Source organism: Castellaniella sp., assembly GCF_041677825.1.
Taxonomy (GTDB): domain Bacteria; phylum Pseudomonadota; class Gammaproteobacteria; order Burkholderiales; family Burkholderiaceae_B; genus Castellaniella.
Map to the genome: position 1 here is coordinate 58,432 of NZ_JBAYPG010000016.1, position 13,726 is coordinate 72,157.

12 protein-coding genes are annotated in these 13,726 nt (G+C 66.2%); 4 read left to right on the forward strand and 8 right to left on the reverse strand.

What is annotated here, in order from left to right:
* Positions 1 to 21 precede the first annotated feature (21 nt).
* From WCY17_RS08335 to WCY17_RS08370, 8 genes are all read right to left on the reverse strand, one after another.
* Positions 22 to 1,095: a DegT/DnrJ/EryC1/StrS family aminotransferase gene (locus WCY17_RS08335; protein WP_372701719.1), complete on the reverse strand. Its 1,074-nt coding sequence runs from the start codon at positions 1,093 to 1,095 to the stop codon at positions 22 to 24.
* The gene (locus WCY17_RS08340) at positions 1,092 to 2,054 is read right to left on the reverse strand and encodes a Gfo/Idh/MocA family protein (RefSeq protein WP_372701731.1); all 963 of its coding nucleotides are present in this window, start codon (positions 2,052 to 2,054) and stop codon (positions 1,092 to 1,094) included. The genes WCY17_RS08335 and WCY17_RS08340 overlap by 4 nt, the downstream gene beginning before the upstream one ends.
* A gap of 49 nt (positions 2,055 to 2,103) precedes the next feature.
* Positions 2,104 to 2,679, reverse strand: a complete 576-nt coding sequence (locus tag WCY17_RS08345) for an acyltransferase (protein ID WP_372701720.1) — start codon at positions 2,677 to 2,679, stop codon at positions 2,104 to 2,106.
* A 16-nt stretch (positions 2,680 to 2,695) separates the two neighbouring features.
* Complete coding sequence (locus tag WCY17_RS08350) at positions 2,696 to 4,552, reverse strand: ABC transporter ATP-binding protein (protein ID WP_372701721.1); 1,857 nt, start codon at positions 4,550 to 4,552, stop codon at positions 2,696 to 2,698.
* Positions 4,549 to 4,905 carry a MarR family EPS-associated transcriptional regulator gene (locus WCY17_RS08355; RefSeq protein WP_372701722.1) on the reverse strand — a complete coding sequence of 119 codons (357 nt, stop codon included), beginning with the start codon at positions 4,903 to 4,905 and terminating at the stop codon, positions 4,549 to 4,551. Before WCY17_RS08355 ends, WCY17_RS08350 begins: the two co-directional genes overlap by 4 nt.
* 342 nt (positions 4,906 to 5,247) lie before the next feature.
* Positions 5,248 to 6,555, reverse strand: a complete 1,308-nt coding sequence (locus tag WCY17_RS08360) for a diguanylate cyclase domain-containing protein (RefSeq protein ID WP_372701723.1) — start codon at positions 6,553 to 6,555, stop codon at positions 5,248 to 5,250.
* A 131-nt stretch (positions 6,556 to 6,686) separates the two neighbouring features.
* On the reverse strand, positions 6,687 to 8,639 hold the full coding sequence (locus WCY17_RS08365) for a methyl-accepting chemotaxis protein (protein ID WP_372701724.1): 1,953 nt from the start codon (positions 8,637 to 8,639) through the stop codon (positions 6,687 to 6,689).
* A 160-nt stretch (positions 8,640 to 8,799) separates the two neighbouring features.
* Positions 8,800 to 8,931: a hypothetical protein gene (locus WCY17_RS08370; RefSeq protein WP_372701725.1), complete on the reverse strand. Its 132-nt coding sequence runs from the start codon at positions 8,929 to 8,931 to the stop codon at positions 8,800 to 8,802.
* Positions 8,932 to 8,997: 66 nt separating this feature from the next.
* Between WCY17_RS08370 and WCY17_RS08375 the strand changes: the two genes are divergently transcribed.
* The 4 genes from WCY17_RS08375 (at position 8,998) to WCY17_RS08390 (ending at position 13,325) form a co-directional block, all read left to right on the forward strand.
* Positions 8,998 to 10,029 carry a GlxA family transcriptional regulator gene (locus WCY17_RS08375; RefSeq protein WP_372701726.1) on the forward strand — a complete coding sequence of 344 codons (1,032 nt, stop codon included), beginning with the start codon at positions 8,998 to 9,000 and terminating at the stop codon, positions 10,027 to 10,029.
* A 272-nt stretch (positions 10,030 to 10,301) separates the two neighbouring features.
* Entirely contained in the window at positions 10,302 to 10,625 is a 324-nt protein-coding gene (flhD, locus tag WCY17_RS08380) for a flagellar transcriptional regulator FlhD (RefSeq protein WP_372701727.1), read from the forward strand.
* Complete coding sequence (flhC, locus tag WCY17_RS08385) at positions 10,622 to 11,179, forward strand: flagellar transcriptional regulator FlhC (protein ID WP_372701728.1); 558 nt, start codon at positions 10,622 to 10,624, stop codon at positions 11,177 to 11,179. Before flhD ends, flhC begins: the two co-directional genes overlap by 4 nt.
* Positions 11,180 to 11,321: 142 nt before the next feature.
* The gene (locus WCY17_RS08390) at positions 11,322 to 13,325 is read left to right on the forward strand and encodes a methyl-accepting chemotaxis protein (protein WP_372701729.1); all 2,004 of its coding nucleotides are present in this window, start codon (positions 11,322 to 11,324) and stop codon (positions 13,323 to 13,325) included.
* Positions 13,326 to 13,726: the final 401 nt, after the last annotated feature.

Here is a 13,726-nt window from a genome sequence, read left to right on the forward strand (position 1 = left end):
CTGGCTCAACGTTCAATTTCGTCACAACACCGCCGCCACACGCGCCTGCTGTTCCTCATCCATATACGGATGCATGGGCAAGCTCAACACCCGCTGCGCCAGGGCATCGCCCACGGGCAGCGTGGCGTTAGGGTCGGCCACGGCGGGCTGACGGTTCAGCGGGATGGGGTAATGCACGGCGGTGGGGATGCCGGCAGCTTTCAGGCGCGCCTGCACAGCATCGCGCTCGGCCAGCTGTATGGTGTACTGCGCCCAGGCGCTCTGGTTGTGGGGCAGCACGGTGGGCGGAACGATGCCGGGCACGTCGGCCAGCAGGCGGGCGTAGGTGTCGGCCACGCGCTGGCGGGCAGCGATCTCGTCATCCAGAATGGCCAGCTTGGGCAGCAGGATGGCGGCCTGCAGGGTGTCCAGGCGGCTGTTCATGCCCACCCGGATGTGGTGATAGCGGCGGTCCTGGCCGTGGCGCGCGATCTGGCGCAGGCGGGTGGCCAGGGCGTCATCGTCGGTAAACAGGGCCCCACCGTCGCCGTAGGCGCCCAGGGGTTTGCTGGGGAAGAAGCTGGTGCAGGCCAGGGTGCTGAGGCTGCCGCTCTTGCGGCCCTTGTAGCGCGCGCCGAAGCTCTGGGCGGCGTCTTCGATCACCGGGATGCCGTGGCGCGCGGCAATGGCGTTGATGGCGTCGAAATCGGCGCACTGGCCATAGAGCGACACCGGGATGATAGCGCGCGTGCGCGGGGTGATGGCGGCTTCCAGCGCAGCCGGATCCAGGTTGCAGGTGGCGGGATCCACGTCCACATAGACGGGCCGCGCGCCCAGTACGGCCACGGTTTCGGCGGTGGCGATGTAGGTGAAACCTGGGGTGATGACTTCGTCACCCGGGCCGATGTCCAGCGCCATCTGCGCGATCTGCAGGGCGTCGGTGCCATTGGCGCAGCTGATGCAGTGGCGCGCGCCGGTGTATTCGGCCAGGCATTCTTCCAGTTCGGCCACTTCGGGGCCCAGGATGTACTGGCCGTGGGCCAGCACGCGGGCGATGGCGGCGTCGATTTCGGTTTTCAGGCGCGCCTGCTGGGCGCCCAGGTCTACGAACTTCATGGCTGGCGCTCCACGTGTTTCAGAAAGGGATGGTAGTCGCCCCGCAGGGGGGCGACAGGCGCCTGGCGTATGGCTGATACGGTGGCGATCGCACAGCGGTTCTCTGCCAGCCCGAAACCGCGCCCGGCCAGGATTTCTTCGTAGCTGCGCGTGTGCAGGTCGGTGAAACCGCCCGAGAACTCGATCTCCTGGCCATCCACGGTGATCGAGCGGTAGGTGCGCTGGCCCTGTTCGCGCTGGGCCGGCGGCAGGTGCGCCTGGTCCACCGACAGAAACCAGCGCACGCGCGCCTGTTCGTATTCCAGGTAGCCCGCCGCACAGGTGTCCCGGCTGGCGTGCACCACGTTGGCCTGCAGTTCGCCGAACAGATGGTGCAGCATGTCGAAGAAGTGCACGCCGATGTTGCTGGCGATGCCGCCCGATTTCTTGCTGTCGCCCTTCCACGATTGCAGGTACCAGTGCCCGCGCGAGGTGATGTAGGTCAGGTCCACCTCGTACTTGTGCGGCCTGTGCGGCTGGCTGCGCACCTGCTGGCGCAGGGCGATGATGGCCGGATGCAGGCGCAGCTGCAGGATGGTGCTGACGCGGTGGCCGCTGTCGCGCTCGATTTCGAGCAGGCCGTCGATGTTCCACGGGTTGAGCACCAGGGGCTTTTCGCAGATCACGTCGGCGCCCGAGCGCAGGCCAAAGCGCATGTGCGAGTCGTGCAGGTAATTGGGCGAGCAGATGGCGACGTAATCGATGTTGGCGCGCTCGGGGGCGCGGCGCAGTTTGTCGATGTGGCGATCGAAGCGCTCGAACTCGGTGAAGAATTCCGTCTCGGGAAAATAGCTGTCCAGAATGCCCACCGAATCGTTGGGGTCCAGCGCGGCCACCAGGCGGTGGCCGGTGTCCTTGATGGCTTTCATGTGGCGCGGGGCGATGTAGCCGGCCGCGCCGATCAGGGCGAAGTTCTTTATTGGATTCTGCATGGGTTGTTTCTGGGCGGTTGGTTGGGCTGATGCCGTATCAGCGGCGCTGACAGTGGCCGTCGACCAGTTCGTACACGGCACCGGTATGGGCGCAGGTGGCGCTGCCGCTGCCCTCCAGGGGCAGGTCCAGGGCCTCGCCGTATGTGCTCATCCAGCCCACCTGGCGCGCCGGCACGCCCACCATCAGGGCGTAGGGCTTGACGTCCCGGTGCACGACGGCACCGGCGCCTATGAAGGCGTATTCGCCTATGGTGACCCCGCAGACGATGGTGCAGTTGGCCCCCAGGGTGGCCCCCTTGCGCACCCGCGTGGGGCGGTATTCGGCCTTGCGCTCGATCAGCGCGCGCGGGTTGTAGACGTTGGTGAACACCATGCTGGGGCCGCAGAACACGCCCTCTTCCAGGGTCACGCCATCGTACACGCTGACGTTGTTCTGGATCTTGCAGTGGTCGCCGATGCGCACGTCGTTGCCCACGAACACGTTCTGGCCCAGCGACACGCCCTGGCCGATGCGCGCGCCGGCGCACACGTGCACGAAGTGCCAGATGCGCGAACCGGCGCCGATCTGGGCGCCAGGGTCGACGATGGCGGTGGGGTGCTGGTAGTGGGTCATGAAGGTACGCGCCGCGTCACGCCACCTGTACCAGTTCATCGTACGTGCCCACGCGCTTGATTCGGCCGTGCTGCAGTTCGACGATCTGGTCGCAGCGGCGCAGGGTGGTCAGGCGGTGGGCGATCATGAGGATGGTGAGATCGGTGCCCAGGCCGTCGATGGCGTCCATCACGGCGCGTTCAGTGGCGTTGTCCAGCGCGCTGGTGGCTTCGTCGAAGATGATCACGTCGGCCTGGCGATACAGGGCGCGGGCGATGCCGATGCGCTGGCGCTGGCCGCCCGAGAGGCGGATGCCGCGCTCGCCCACGGGGGTGTCGTAGCCCTGGGGCAGGCTTTCGATGTGCTCGGCGATCTGCGCCTGGCGCGCGGCCTGGCGTACGCGCACGCGGTCGATGTGCTCGGGCGGGTGGCCCAGGGCGATGTTTTCGGCGATGCTGGCATCCGACAGGTAAATGCTTTGCGGCACGTGCGCGATGCGCCGCTGCCAGGCGCGCCGGGTGGTGGCATCCAGTACCTGGCCATCGATGCAGATGCGCCCGCCGGTGGGCGCGAGCAGGCCCATGATCAGGTCGAGCAGGGTGCTCTTGCCGCTGCCCGTGGCGCCCATGAAGCCGGTGCGGCTGCCCTTGGCGATGACCAGGTCCAGGCCATGCAGCACGGGGGCCCCATGCGGGGCGTAGGCAAAATCCAGGTGCTGCAGTTCGATGGCGCGCACAAACGGCAATGGCGTGGGTGTGGGCACCAGCAGGTTCTCGTCTATGGGCTGGCTGAGCAGTTCCAGGGCGTCGAAGACGTTGTCGCGGTTACTGCGCAGCAGCACAAAGGATTGGTAGGCCTGCTGCAGCACGGGCAGCAGGCGCTGGGCGCCCAGGGCCAGGGCACCCAGCAGGGTGATGGCCTGGCTGATGCCCGCCTCCTGGCGCGCCATGGCGTAGGCCAGGATGGCGATGAAGGCCATGCCCAGGGCCTCGGCCCCGAAGCGCGGGGCGCCGCCCAGGATCTGGCTATTGGCCTGGGCGTGGCGCAGGGGGATGTCGGCATGGCGGTACAGCTGGCTGTAGGTTTCCTGCGTGCCGTCGATGAGCACGTCGCGGATGCCGCCCAGGCCTTCCTGCAGCACCTTGACCACTTGCGTGCTGTTTTCGGCGATGCGCTCGCTGTAGATTTCCAGGCGCCGGCGGCTGGCCACGGTGATCACGCCGTAGATGAGGCCAAAGCCCGCGAAAGCCGCCAGCGACATGAGCGGGTCCACCGCCAGCAGGGCGAGCAGAATGGCCAGCATGATGATGAGGCTGCTCAGCATGAGCAGCAGCGGGCTCAGGAACTGGCCGATCATGGCCTGCACCTTGCTGGTCACGCCGCTGATCACTTCGCTGCTGTTGCGCGCCACGTGTACGGCGTAGGGCTGGTACAGCGTGCGGCGATAGATCTGGAAACTGAAGTCGGCGCCGATGGCGAATGACAGTTTGGTCTGCGCATACAGCAGCAGCAGGCGCATGAGCCCGGCCAGCAGGGCGGCGGCGATGAAGCCCAGGGTGATAGGCAGCAGCAGGGCATGCGCGCTGTCTATGCCCAGGGCCTGCCACAGGGGCTGCAACAAGGCGTGGCCGTACACCGTCTCGGGCTGGGTGAGCACGCCCAGAAAGGGCAGCACGGCGCCCAGGCTGAGCACTTCGGCAAACGATGCGCCCACCATCAGGATGAGCAGCAGGCCCAGCTGGCGCTTGCGCCGGGGCTCCAGGTGGTGCCAGAAGCCGCGCACCAGCTGCGGCAGGCGGCTGCCGGGGGGGGGCGCCCAGTCGGCGCTGGCGTGGCCGTCGGCCTGCGCGCTGCTTTCGGCCTGGGTGCTTGCGTCGGCCGTCTGCGGGCTCATGCCTGCTGCCCGTCCACTTCGCGGCGCAGGGCGGCGATTTCGTATTTCAGGGTTTCGTACTCCGCCTGCTTCTGGTGCAGGAAGGCGCGGGTGAGTTCGGCCTTGGCGCACAGGCCGGCCGGGGTGAGCAGGTAGGCGTAGCCGCGCTTGTTGTTGCTGTGCGTGAAGTCGTGCATCTTGATCAGGCCCTTGTCGAGCAGGGCGCGCACGCAGTAGTGCGTCTTGCCCAGGCTGAGGCCCAGCGCGCGGGCCAGTTCGCGCTGCGACAGATCGGGGTGTTCCTGCAGCAGGCGCAGGAGCTTGAGTGAATGTTCGGGGTGTATCTTGCCCAGGGTGGCTGTAGGATCAGTCAAGTGGGATGTCATGTGGCGCCAGCGCGAGCTTATGAAATGAGCCGGGTGAGGGGCCGCCGGCAGGGAATGCTGATGATAAGGCATTTTTGGCACGCTACCGCCGTGCCGTGCAACGATCGGCGACGCGCAAGAGCCTGGTTTTCCGGCTGGCACCGGGGCATCGACCGCGGCACGCCGCCCGACACCCCCGGGGATTGCATCTCATGGCTGTTCAGGCCATGAACAGAAAATAATACACCCGTGGCACGGGTTCGATGGCCTGAACTGTCGGGTATCAACGTGGAAATCTGCGGCAATGAACGCCAACGGATGTGCATGGAGGCTCTGCACCATCCATCGTTATTAGACCGGTGCGCCTGGATCGGTGTCGCCTGCGTCGGCCACCTCGGCGCCGGCCACGCGATTGCGCCCGCCGGCCTTGGCACGATAAAGGGCCTGGTCGGCGGCCTCGAGCACGCCCGCCGGGGTGCCGGCGGCCCACAGGGCCACGCCGGCCGACACGGTGATTCTGTCATCCGGCAGAATATCGGCGTCTGCGATGCTGCGGGCAATGCGCTGGGCCACGTCGGCCAGTACGGCGGGGTCGATGCCCGGCAACAGGATCAGGAACTCATCGCCCCCCGTGCGCAAGACCAGGTCCATGCTGCGCGCGTGGCGGCGCAGTTCATCGGCCACCCGGCGGATGGCGCGGTCGCCCTGGGCGTGGCCATGGCAATCGTTGATACGCTTGAAATGGTCGATATCCAGCGCGATGACGCCAAAGGGCTCGGCTGTGGCGGCCAGGCTGTCCAGTGCCTCGGCCAGGGCACGGCGGTTGCCCAGCTGGGTGAGCGCATCCGTATTGGCGGCGGTGCGCAGGGTCTGGATGCTGCCATGCACCATGTCAATGCGGCGCAGCAGGGCCTGCTTGATCAGCCAGGCTTCCTGGTACCAGCCAGAGAGGCTGTGCAGGCGGCGCAACAGCACCGCGTGCCGTGCACGGCTGGTTGGCCGTCCGTCGAGGGGGTCGGTGACGTCGATGAGGCTGGCCAGCTCACGCAGGGGCACGGAGATTTCCCGGAGGAACATGACCGAGAGGAACAGCACGAAGCCAAAGGGCAGCGCAACGATCAGAAGGACCTGCTGCACCCACTGCAGGCGCTGTGCCTGCAGGGGCGCCAGCGGCCGTTGCACGGTGATGCGCCAGCCCAGGCCGGCCACCGTATCATGGCCGCTCTGGACGACGTCGCGGCCTGTTTCGGGGGGCATGCCCGAGTCGAACCGGTACAGGATGCTGCCATCTGCAGCGCTCACCCGGATCCGGATGCCGTCCTCGAACAGCGGGCTCAAACGCATCCATTCGTGCAAGCGGGCCAGCAAGGGCGCGGCAGACGCAGCGGCCCGCGAAGCCCCGGTCAGACCCTGCAGATTGCGTGCCTCGCGGGCCAGCGACTCGTGCATGAGATCGGCCAGCCCTTCGATTTCCTCGGCAATCGCTTCGGCCAGCACCGTGTTCGTGGCCGCGGCGGCGTCCTCTTGCCAGGCCTGCAGGGCAGCGTAGGCGCTGGCAAGCGCGATCAGCAGCATGGCGGTGATCGAAAGCACGGACTGCAGGATGATGAGCTGGGCCAGACGGGGGCGGTATTTCACATGGTCTCGTAGCGGGGTCATGGAAATGGCAGGCAGAATAATTGCAGGCAGAATATATGAGCCCGGCGGGCCGGGCTCGGGTCTGAATCATCCAAAATGGCGCGCTGCCCAGGGCCGGCCAGGCCGGCGCGGGCACCGCGAACGATCAGGGCTCAGAATTCGGTCCATTCTGGTGAATGGCCGTTGACCCTCGTACCATCGGCATCGGACGCGTCTTCGGTGCCGGCCAGGCCGTGCCTGTAGGCCATGCCATTGGCCCGCACGGCGCCATTGGTATGCGCCGCACCACGGGTACGCAGCGCCGCGCTGTGGTGCACAGCGCCCGGTGCGCGGGCGCTGCCGTTCGTACCCGTTGCCTGATGCGCGCCGGGCATGCCGCGCACCCCGGCCGGGTTGTGCCCGTGGCTGGCCGCAGCCCCGTGCCCAGCGCCATTGCGGCCGGCAAAGTGGTCGGCATTGCGGCCGACCGTGTCTGCGATGCTCTTGCGCGCCGCCTGGCCGGCATCCCGAGGGTCGGGCTCGGCGCCTGTGTGGCGCGCGGCCTGCCGGGTGGCCTGGTGGGTGGCCTGGCTCCCCAGTTCGAACGTGTCCACCAGGCGCGCCAGGGTGTCGGCCTGCTCTTGCAGGCTGGCCGCGGCAGCAGCGGATTCCTGCACCAGGCTGGCGTTCTGCTGGGTGACGTCCTCCATTTGCGTGACGGCGACATTGATCTGCTCGATGCCCGCCGTCTGCTCGTGGCTGGAGGCGCTGATTTCACGCACGATTTCGGTGACGCGGCTGATTTCCTGCACGATGTCCTGCATGCTGGTGCCCGCTTCCACTGCCTTCTCGTTGCCTGCGGTCACGCTGCTGACGGCGGCTTCGATCAGGGCCTTGATTTCTTTGGCCGATGCGGCACTGCGCTGGGCCAGGGCACGCACCTCGCTGGCCACCACAGCAAAGCCACGGCCCTGCTCGCCGGCCCGGGCCGCCTCTACGGCGGCGTTCAGGGCCAGGATGTTGGTCTGGAAGGCGATCGAGTCGATCACGCCGACGATCTCGGCCATCTGCCGGGACTTGGCATTGATCTCGGCCATGGTCTGCACCAGCGTGCCGACGATGTCACCGCCCTGGCTGGCCGATTCGGCCGCGGTCACCGCCAGGCCATTGGCCTGCTGGGCATTTTCTTCGTTCTGGCGCACCGTGGCGGTCATTTCTTCCATGGACGAGGCGGTCTCGGTCAGCGAGGCGGCCTGCTCTTCGGTGCGCGAGGCGAGATCCGTATTGCCCGCCGTGATTTGCGCAGCGGCCAGGGCGATGGACTGCGAGCCCTCGTGCACCTGGGTCATGGCGCCTTGCAGCCCGCTGACCATCTGCTGCAGGGCCTGTTCAAGCTGCGCCACCTCATCGCGCCCGCGCGGCTCGATCCTGACCGCCAGGTTGCGCCGCGCGACCTGCCCGGCCAGCGCCACGGCCTGGGCCAGCGGGCGCGTGATCGAGCGCGTCAGGCCCCAGGCGAACCAGGGCGAGAACAGCAGGGCCAGCAGGGTGGCGATACCCATCACATACAGCCAGGTGGTGATCTTGGCATCGGCATCGAGCAGCGTGCCGTCGATCACCTGACCCTGGTAGGTCGCCAGGGCATTGACCTGCTCGGTATAGGCCTTGACCAGCGGCGGCATCTCTTCGGTGAAAAAGCGCCGGGCGCTGGCCAGGTCGCCTTGCGCCTGGGCCTCGAAGGCCAGGGTGCGGCCGTCGATGAATGCCGAGCGCAGCTCGATGGCCTTCTGCAGCATCTCGACCGCGCGCGGATCGGTGGCGGCGCCCTGCAGCTGCTGCACCAGCGCCGCGGCCTCGGTGGTGGTGCGGGCCATCTGCGCGTCATAATCGACGCGAATGTCCGCGTCGCGATCCTGGGCCACCATCGCCGTCAGAACGGTGTTTTTTTCAACCGCACCCTTGAGCTGCAGGGCCATTGCGCCAATATCCTGTCGGCGTATGATGTTACCGTTGTCTTCTTTGGAATCGTACATGCGCAAGCCGCCGATGCCTGCCAGAAACAGCATCAGGGCAATGATGACACCAAAGCCCAATGCAAGGCGGGCACGGATCGTTAGGCTGCGCATGTATGTATCACCTGGTTCTGTATGACTGGATGGCAACCGCGATCGGTCGTCACCCGGGGTTGGGTAAATGCTGTATCATGAAAATAAATTGTTATGTGACGTTAATCCGCGCAAATTTGTGTAACAAGGTCGCTTCCGGACAAGAATCGGATATCAGCGGTCATTCTGGCGCACAACGATCGGTCACCTTGCGGTCTGTTTCTTTTTCATAGACCACACGCCCCACGGAATCAACTTCATCTGACAATCCGGTCAATCCGGTTGCTGCCGCCTGCGGCAGGGTTCTGTGCATTCAACTGGCCGTCCAGTTGTTCGTCCAGTCAAGTTGTTCGTTCAGTCATTCATTCAGTCGTCCATCATGTCTGCAAGTCTCTCGTTACATCCGGCGGGACAAGCGCGCGCCGCCGCACCCATCGTGGCCATGGTCGTCAGCGAAGGCCTCGGCCCGTTCCACCTGGCGGGCCCGCTGATGGTCATGAGCCGAAATTATTCCAATGAGTCGCCGGTCGATCTGCGCATCTGCACGGTGACCCCCGGCATGGTGCGCACGACGATCGAGTTCGACATCAGCCGCGCCCAGGACCTGGAAATCTGCGACCGGGCCCAGGCGATCATCATCCCGGGCTGGCCGGGCACCGACGCGCCCGTGCCCCAGGCGCTCGAGGCTGCGCTGCTGCGCGCCCATGCCCGCGGCGCACAGATCGTGAGCCTGTGCCGGGGGGTCTTCGCCCTGGCGAGCACGGGCCTGCTCGATGGCCGGCGTGCCACCACCCACTGGCGGCGCACACAAGAGCTGGCCGAAAAATTCCCGCGCATCCGCGTCGAACCCGAAGTGCTCTATGTGCACGAAGACAATGTGTGGACCTCGGCCGGCGGGGCGGCGGCCATCGACACCTGCCTGTTTCTGGTGCAGGCGCTGTGCGGCGCCGAGGCGGCGGCACGCCTGTCACGCCAGCTGGTCAGCTTTCCGCGCCGCGAGGGCCGCTGGCAGCAGGTCGTGGAGCGCCCTCTGGCCGAAGCCGGCACGGATCGGCGCATCCTGCAGACGATGGATTTCGTGCGCGCCAATCTGTCCATGATGCACAGCGTGAACGATCTGGCCCGCCGGGTGCATGTCAGCCCGCGCACGTTCAGCCGCCGATTCGGCAAGATCGCCGGAACGAGTTTTTCGCAATGGCTGCTCGCGCAGCGCCTGGGCTACGCCAAGACCCTGCTGGAGATGCCCGATGTGAGTATCGAGAAGGTCGCCCAGGAATCCGGCTTCGGTTCGCCGCGGCTGCTGCTGCGCCACCTGCGCAGCGATTGCGACATGACGCCGACGGAATACCGCCGCAGCCGGCTCGAGGCCCGCGCCGAGGCGCGCGCCGAGACACAGATGAGCGCCATGTAATTGGCGGCACGCCGGGCTGTCAGGAAATGTCCGAATCTTGTCCCGCGCAATACTTGTTCACCATTCTGTTGAACAATTACATTCAGGTTACCCCAGCCTGAGCTGCTGGCCCGAGCGATCGGCCCGGGCCAGCTACCCTGAGCAACCGGCCCGAACGGGCCAGGTTCAGTCAGGCACAGCCAGGCACGCGACAGGCAAATCGTCCGACAGAAGACGCAGCCCTGATCTCCATCCACTTCGGTAACCCAAGCCATCGCAACGGCACGTGCATCATGTATCAACACAATCACGCTGTATTGCAGGACGTCTACGAAATTAATCTTTCCTATCTGATGCTGGCGCAGAAGCTGCTGGGCGAGAATCTCGCCGCAGGCACGTATCGCCTGGGCATCGACCAGGAGACGGCCCGGGTCCTGCTGGGCCTGTCGCCCGCCCAGGTGGTGCGGCTGGCGCATTCCAATGCGCTGGTCTGCGGTTTTCGGCTGGACGACGCCGAGGTATTGCAGACGCTGTGCAGCAGCACGCTGGGCGGCATTCTGCAGCAGGCGCACACGGCCATACGGCTGGCCGAACCCGCGACCGAGCTGGCCAAATGAGCCGGGTGGAGGTGGCACAGGAGGCCACCGACATTCTCCTGGCCAGCGAGATGATCCGGCTGGGCGCGCGCCTGCAGGTGCTGCAGGCCGAGACCCGCCTGAGCTACGAGCGGCTGGCACGGTTGTACCGGGACATCCGCGGGCATTCGGCGCCCAAGGGCATGCTGCCCTATTCGCTGGACTGGTACATGACCTGGATGCCCAATCTGCACAGCAGCGTGTTCTTCAACGTGTATCGCTATCTGCGCCTGAAGGCCGGTGCCTCGCGCACCGAGGCGCTGGTCGAGGCCTACAAGCTGTATCTGGAGCAGGTGCAGGCCGACTTGCTGCCCGTCTCGCACGCCTCGAGCCACACGCTGCTCAGTTTTACGCGCGCCTGGATGATGCTGCGCTTTTTCGACAGCGGCCAGTTGCAGGGCTCGCGCTGCGTACGCTGCCATGGCCTGTTCGTGGCCCACGCACACGACCCGGATGCCGATTACGTGTGCGGCCTGTGCAAGCCGCCGCCGCGGGCCGGCAAGTCGGGCAGGAAGGCGCGCGCGGTGCCCGCCTGAAATCCGTGAGCCCTGCCCGCCTGAACGCCCCGGAGCTTGCCAGTCCGAACCCCCAGAGCATCGCCCGCTTCAAACCCAGGGCCGCGTCCATCTGAAACCCAGGGCATCGCCCGCCTGAAATCCAATACGCCCGGAGGCCCACGTGCCCAGAGAAACGACTTCCCGAAAAATGTCCCTGCGCGCCCAGCTGACGCTGATCGTGGTGGCCATCGTACTGGCAGGCTTTGCGCTGACCATCACCATCCTGACCCGCCAGGCGGCCGGCTATCAGATGAACAGCGCGATGCAGCACGCCGCTGAACTGGCCACGCGCCAGGGTACCGAGGCGACCGCAATCCTGCGCCAGGGGCTGGAGACCGCGCGCACGCTGGCCGGCGCGTTGCAGGCACTGAGCCATTCGGGGCAGTTCAGCCGCGCGGCAGCCGATGCCATGCTGCGCGAGACTCTGCAGCAGAACCCGGGCTACGTGGGCGTCTGGTCGGCCTGGGAGCCCGATGCGTTCGATGGCCGCGACGCCGACTATGCCGCAACGCCCCGGTCGGACGCCAGCGGGCGCTACCTGGCGCAGTTCAACTGGGATGCCCGGCGCACCACGATCACCCAGGGGGTGCTGGCCGACTATGACAAACCCGGCGCGGGGGACTACTACCAGATCCCGAAGAAAACGCTGAAGAACGCGCTGCTCGAACCGTACACCTATGATTTCGAGGGCAATTCGGTGCTGCTGACGACGATTTCGGTGCCCATCGTGGATCAGGGGCGCTTTGTGGGCGCCGCAGGGGTGGACATCAGCCTGGAGAGCCTGCAGGACACGATCCAGGGGATCCATCTGTATGACCACGGCTACGCGAGCCTGCTGTCGGGCCAGGGCATGTACGTGGGTGACCGCGACCCTGCGCTGGTGGGCCAGACGCTGAGTGGGCAATCGGGCCTGGACGCCGGCCAGCTCGAAGCCGCCCTGCGCACGATCGCCGCCGGCGAGAAGCAGACCTATACGCTGGACGATCCGGCCACGCATGCGGAATCCACGGTCATCCAGGTGCCGATCGTGATCCCCGGCATCCAGACGCCCTGGGCGTTTGCCGTCACGCTGCCGAATGCCGAAGTGCTGCACGATATCCGCACGCTGGAGTGGACTGCGGCCGGCCTGGGCCTGCTGAGCATCATCCTCACCAGCCTGGTGCTGGCCTGGGCCCTCAGCCGCCTCGTGCTGCGCCCGCTGGGCGGCGAACCGGCCGACGCCGCCGCCCTGGCGGCACGGGTCGCCCAGGGGGATCTGAGCCAGGCCATCCACCTGCGGCCCCGCGACGATTTCAGCCTGATGTACCGCCTGCACGGCATGCAGGAGAGCCTGACGCAGATCATCGGCCGCGTGCGCGAGGGTGCCGACAGCGTGGCCCAGGCATCCAGCCAGATTTCTGCCGGCAATCTCGACCTGTCGTCGCGCACCGAGCAGCAGTCCAGCTCGCTGGCCGAGACGGCGGCCTCGATGGAAGAGATCACGGCCACCGTGCGCCACAGCGCGGACAGTGCCGAGCAGGCCAGCAAGCTGGCCGAGGCCTCGACCCGCGCAGCCGGTGCGGGTGGCGAGATCGTCGGCCAGCTGACCCGGACCATGGCCGAGATCAACGAGAAATCGCAACAAATCGCGGAGATCACCGGGGTGATCGACTCGATCGCCTTCCAGACCAATATCCTGGCCCTGAACGCCGCCGTAGAGGCGGCCCGGGCCGGCGAGCAGGGCCGCGGCTTTGCCGTGGTGGCCAGCGAGGTGCGCGCGCTCGCGCAACGCAGCGCGACATCTGCGCAGGAAATCCGCGACTTAATTCAATCGTCCATCGGTGTCATGACCACGGGCAATGAGCAGGCCGCGCAGGCGAGCATCAGCATGCAGGGCATCGTCGCGGACATCAGCCAGGTGACGGACATCATCGGCGAGATCAGCGCCGCCAGCCGCGAGCAGACCGCCGGCATCGAGCAGATCAATGTCGCCATTACCCAGATGGACGACGTCACGCGCCAGAATGCCAGCCTGGTCGAGGAATCGGCCACCGCCGCCGCCAGCCTGAAGGAACAGGCCGACGGGCTGTCGAAACTGGTGGCCACCTTCCGCCTGCAGGCGGGGTCCGCCACAGCCAAGGGCTGAGTGTGGGGTGAATGGGGTGTGTATCTGACGGAGTGTGTATCTGAGTGTGGCGAGAACGGAGTGTGTATAATTGATGGCGACAAGACCCGCCAAGGCTATGCACGAAAGTGTATCCTCAAACCGGCGGGTTACTTATTTTGGGCTACTGCGCAAGCTTATTTTGGGCTACTGAGCAAGCCCTTCGGGCGCCTGAAACCGCACTAAATTATTTTTTGCCTGTTGCCATAGTTGTGCCCGGATGCTCTTGCCCTTTTGGGTGCCGGATACGAGCTGACATAGTCAAAGGTGCCGGGGTCGTTCTGGTGTCTCATGGTCGTGTCTCCGGTTCTATTGCAACCACCGGGCATTGCGCGACTAGAACATGGAACACGACAACGCCAGGGAAAACGGGGAAAGCCATA

Bases quoted from the DNA above. Each gene is read 5' to 3' on its own strand.
- WCY17_RS08365 (WP_372701724.1), bottom strand. From the start codon at position 8,639: ATGCGCAGCCTAACGATCCGTGCCCGCCTTGCATTGGGCTTTGGTGTC.
- WCY17_RS08335 (WP_372701719.1), bottom strand. From the start codon at position 1,095: ATGAAGTTCGTAGACCTGGGCGCCCAGCAGGCGCGCCTGAAAACCGAA.
- WCY17_RS08350 (WP_372701721.1), bottom strand. From the start codon at position 4,552: ATGAGCCCGCAGACGGCCGACGCAAGCACCCAGGCCGAAAGCAGCGCG.
- flhC (WP_372701728.1), top strand. From the start codon at position 10,622: ATGAGCCGGGTGGAGGTGGCACAGGAGGCCACCGACATTCTCCTGGCC.
- WCY17_RS08375 (WP_372701726.1), top strand. From the start codon at position 8,998: ATGTCTGCAAGTCTCTCGTTACATCCGGCGGGACAAGCGCGCGCCGCC.
- WCY17_RS08345 (WP_372701720.1), bottom strand. From the start codon at position 2,679: ATGACCCACTACCAGCACCCCACCGCCATCGTCGACCCTGGCGCCCAG.
- WCY17_RS08370 (WP_372701725.1), bottom strand. From the start codon at position 8,931: ATGCACAGAACCCTGCCGCAGGCGGCAGCAACCGGATTGACCGGATTG.
- flhD (WP_372701727.1), top strand. From the start codon at position 10,302: ATGTATCAACACAATCACGCTGTATTGCAGGACGTCTACGAAATTAAT.
- WCY17_RS08360 (WP_372701723.1), bottom strand. From the start codon at position 6,555: ATGACCCCGCTACGAGACCATGTGAAATACCGCCCCCGTCTGGCCCAG.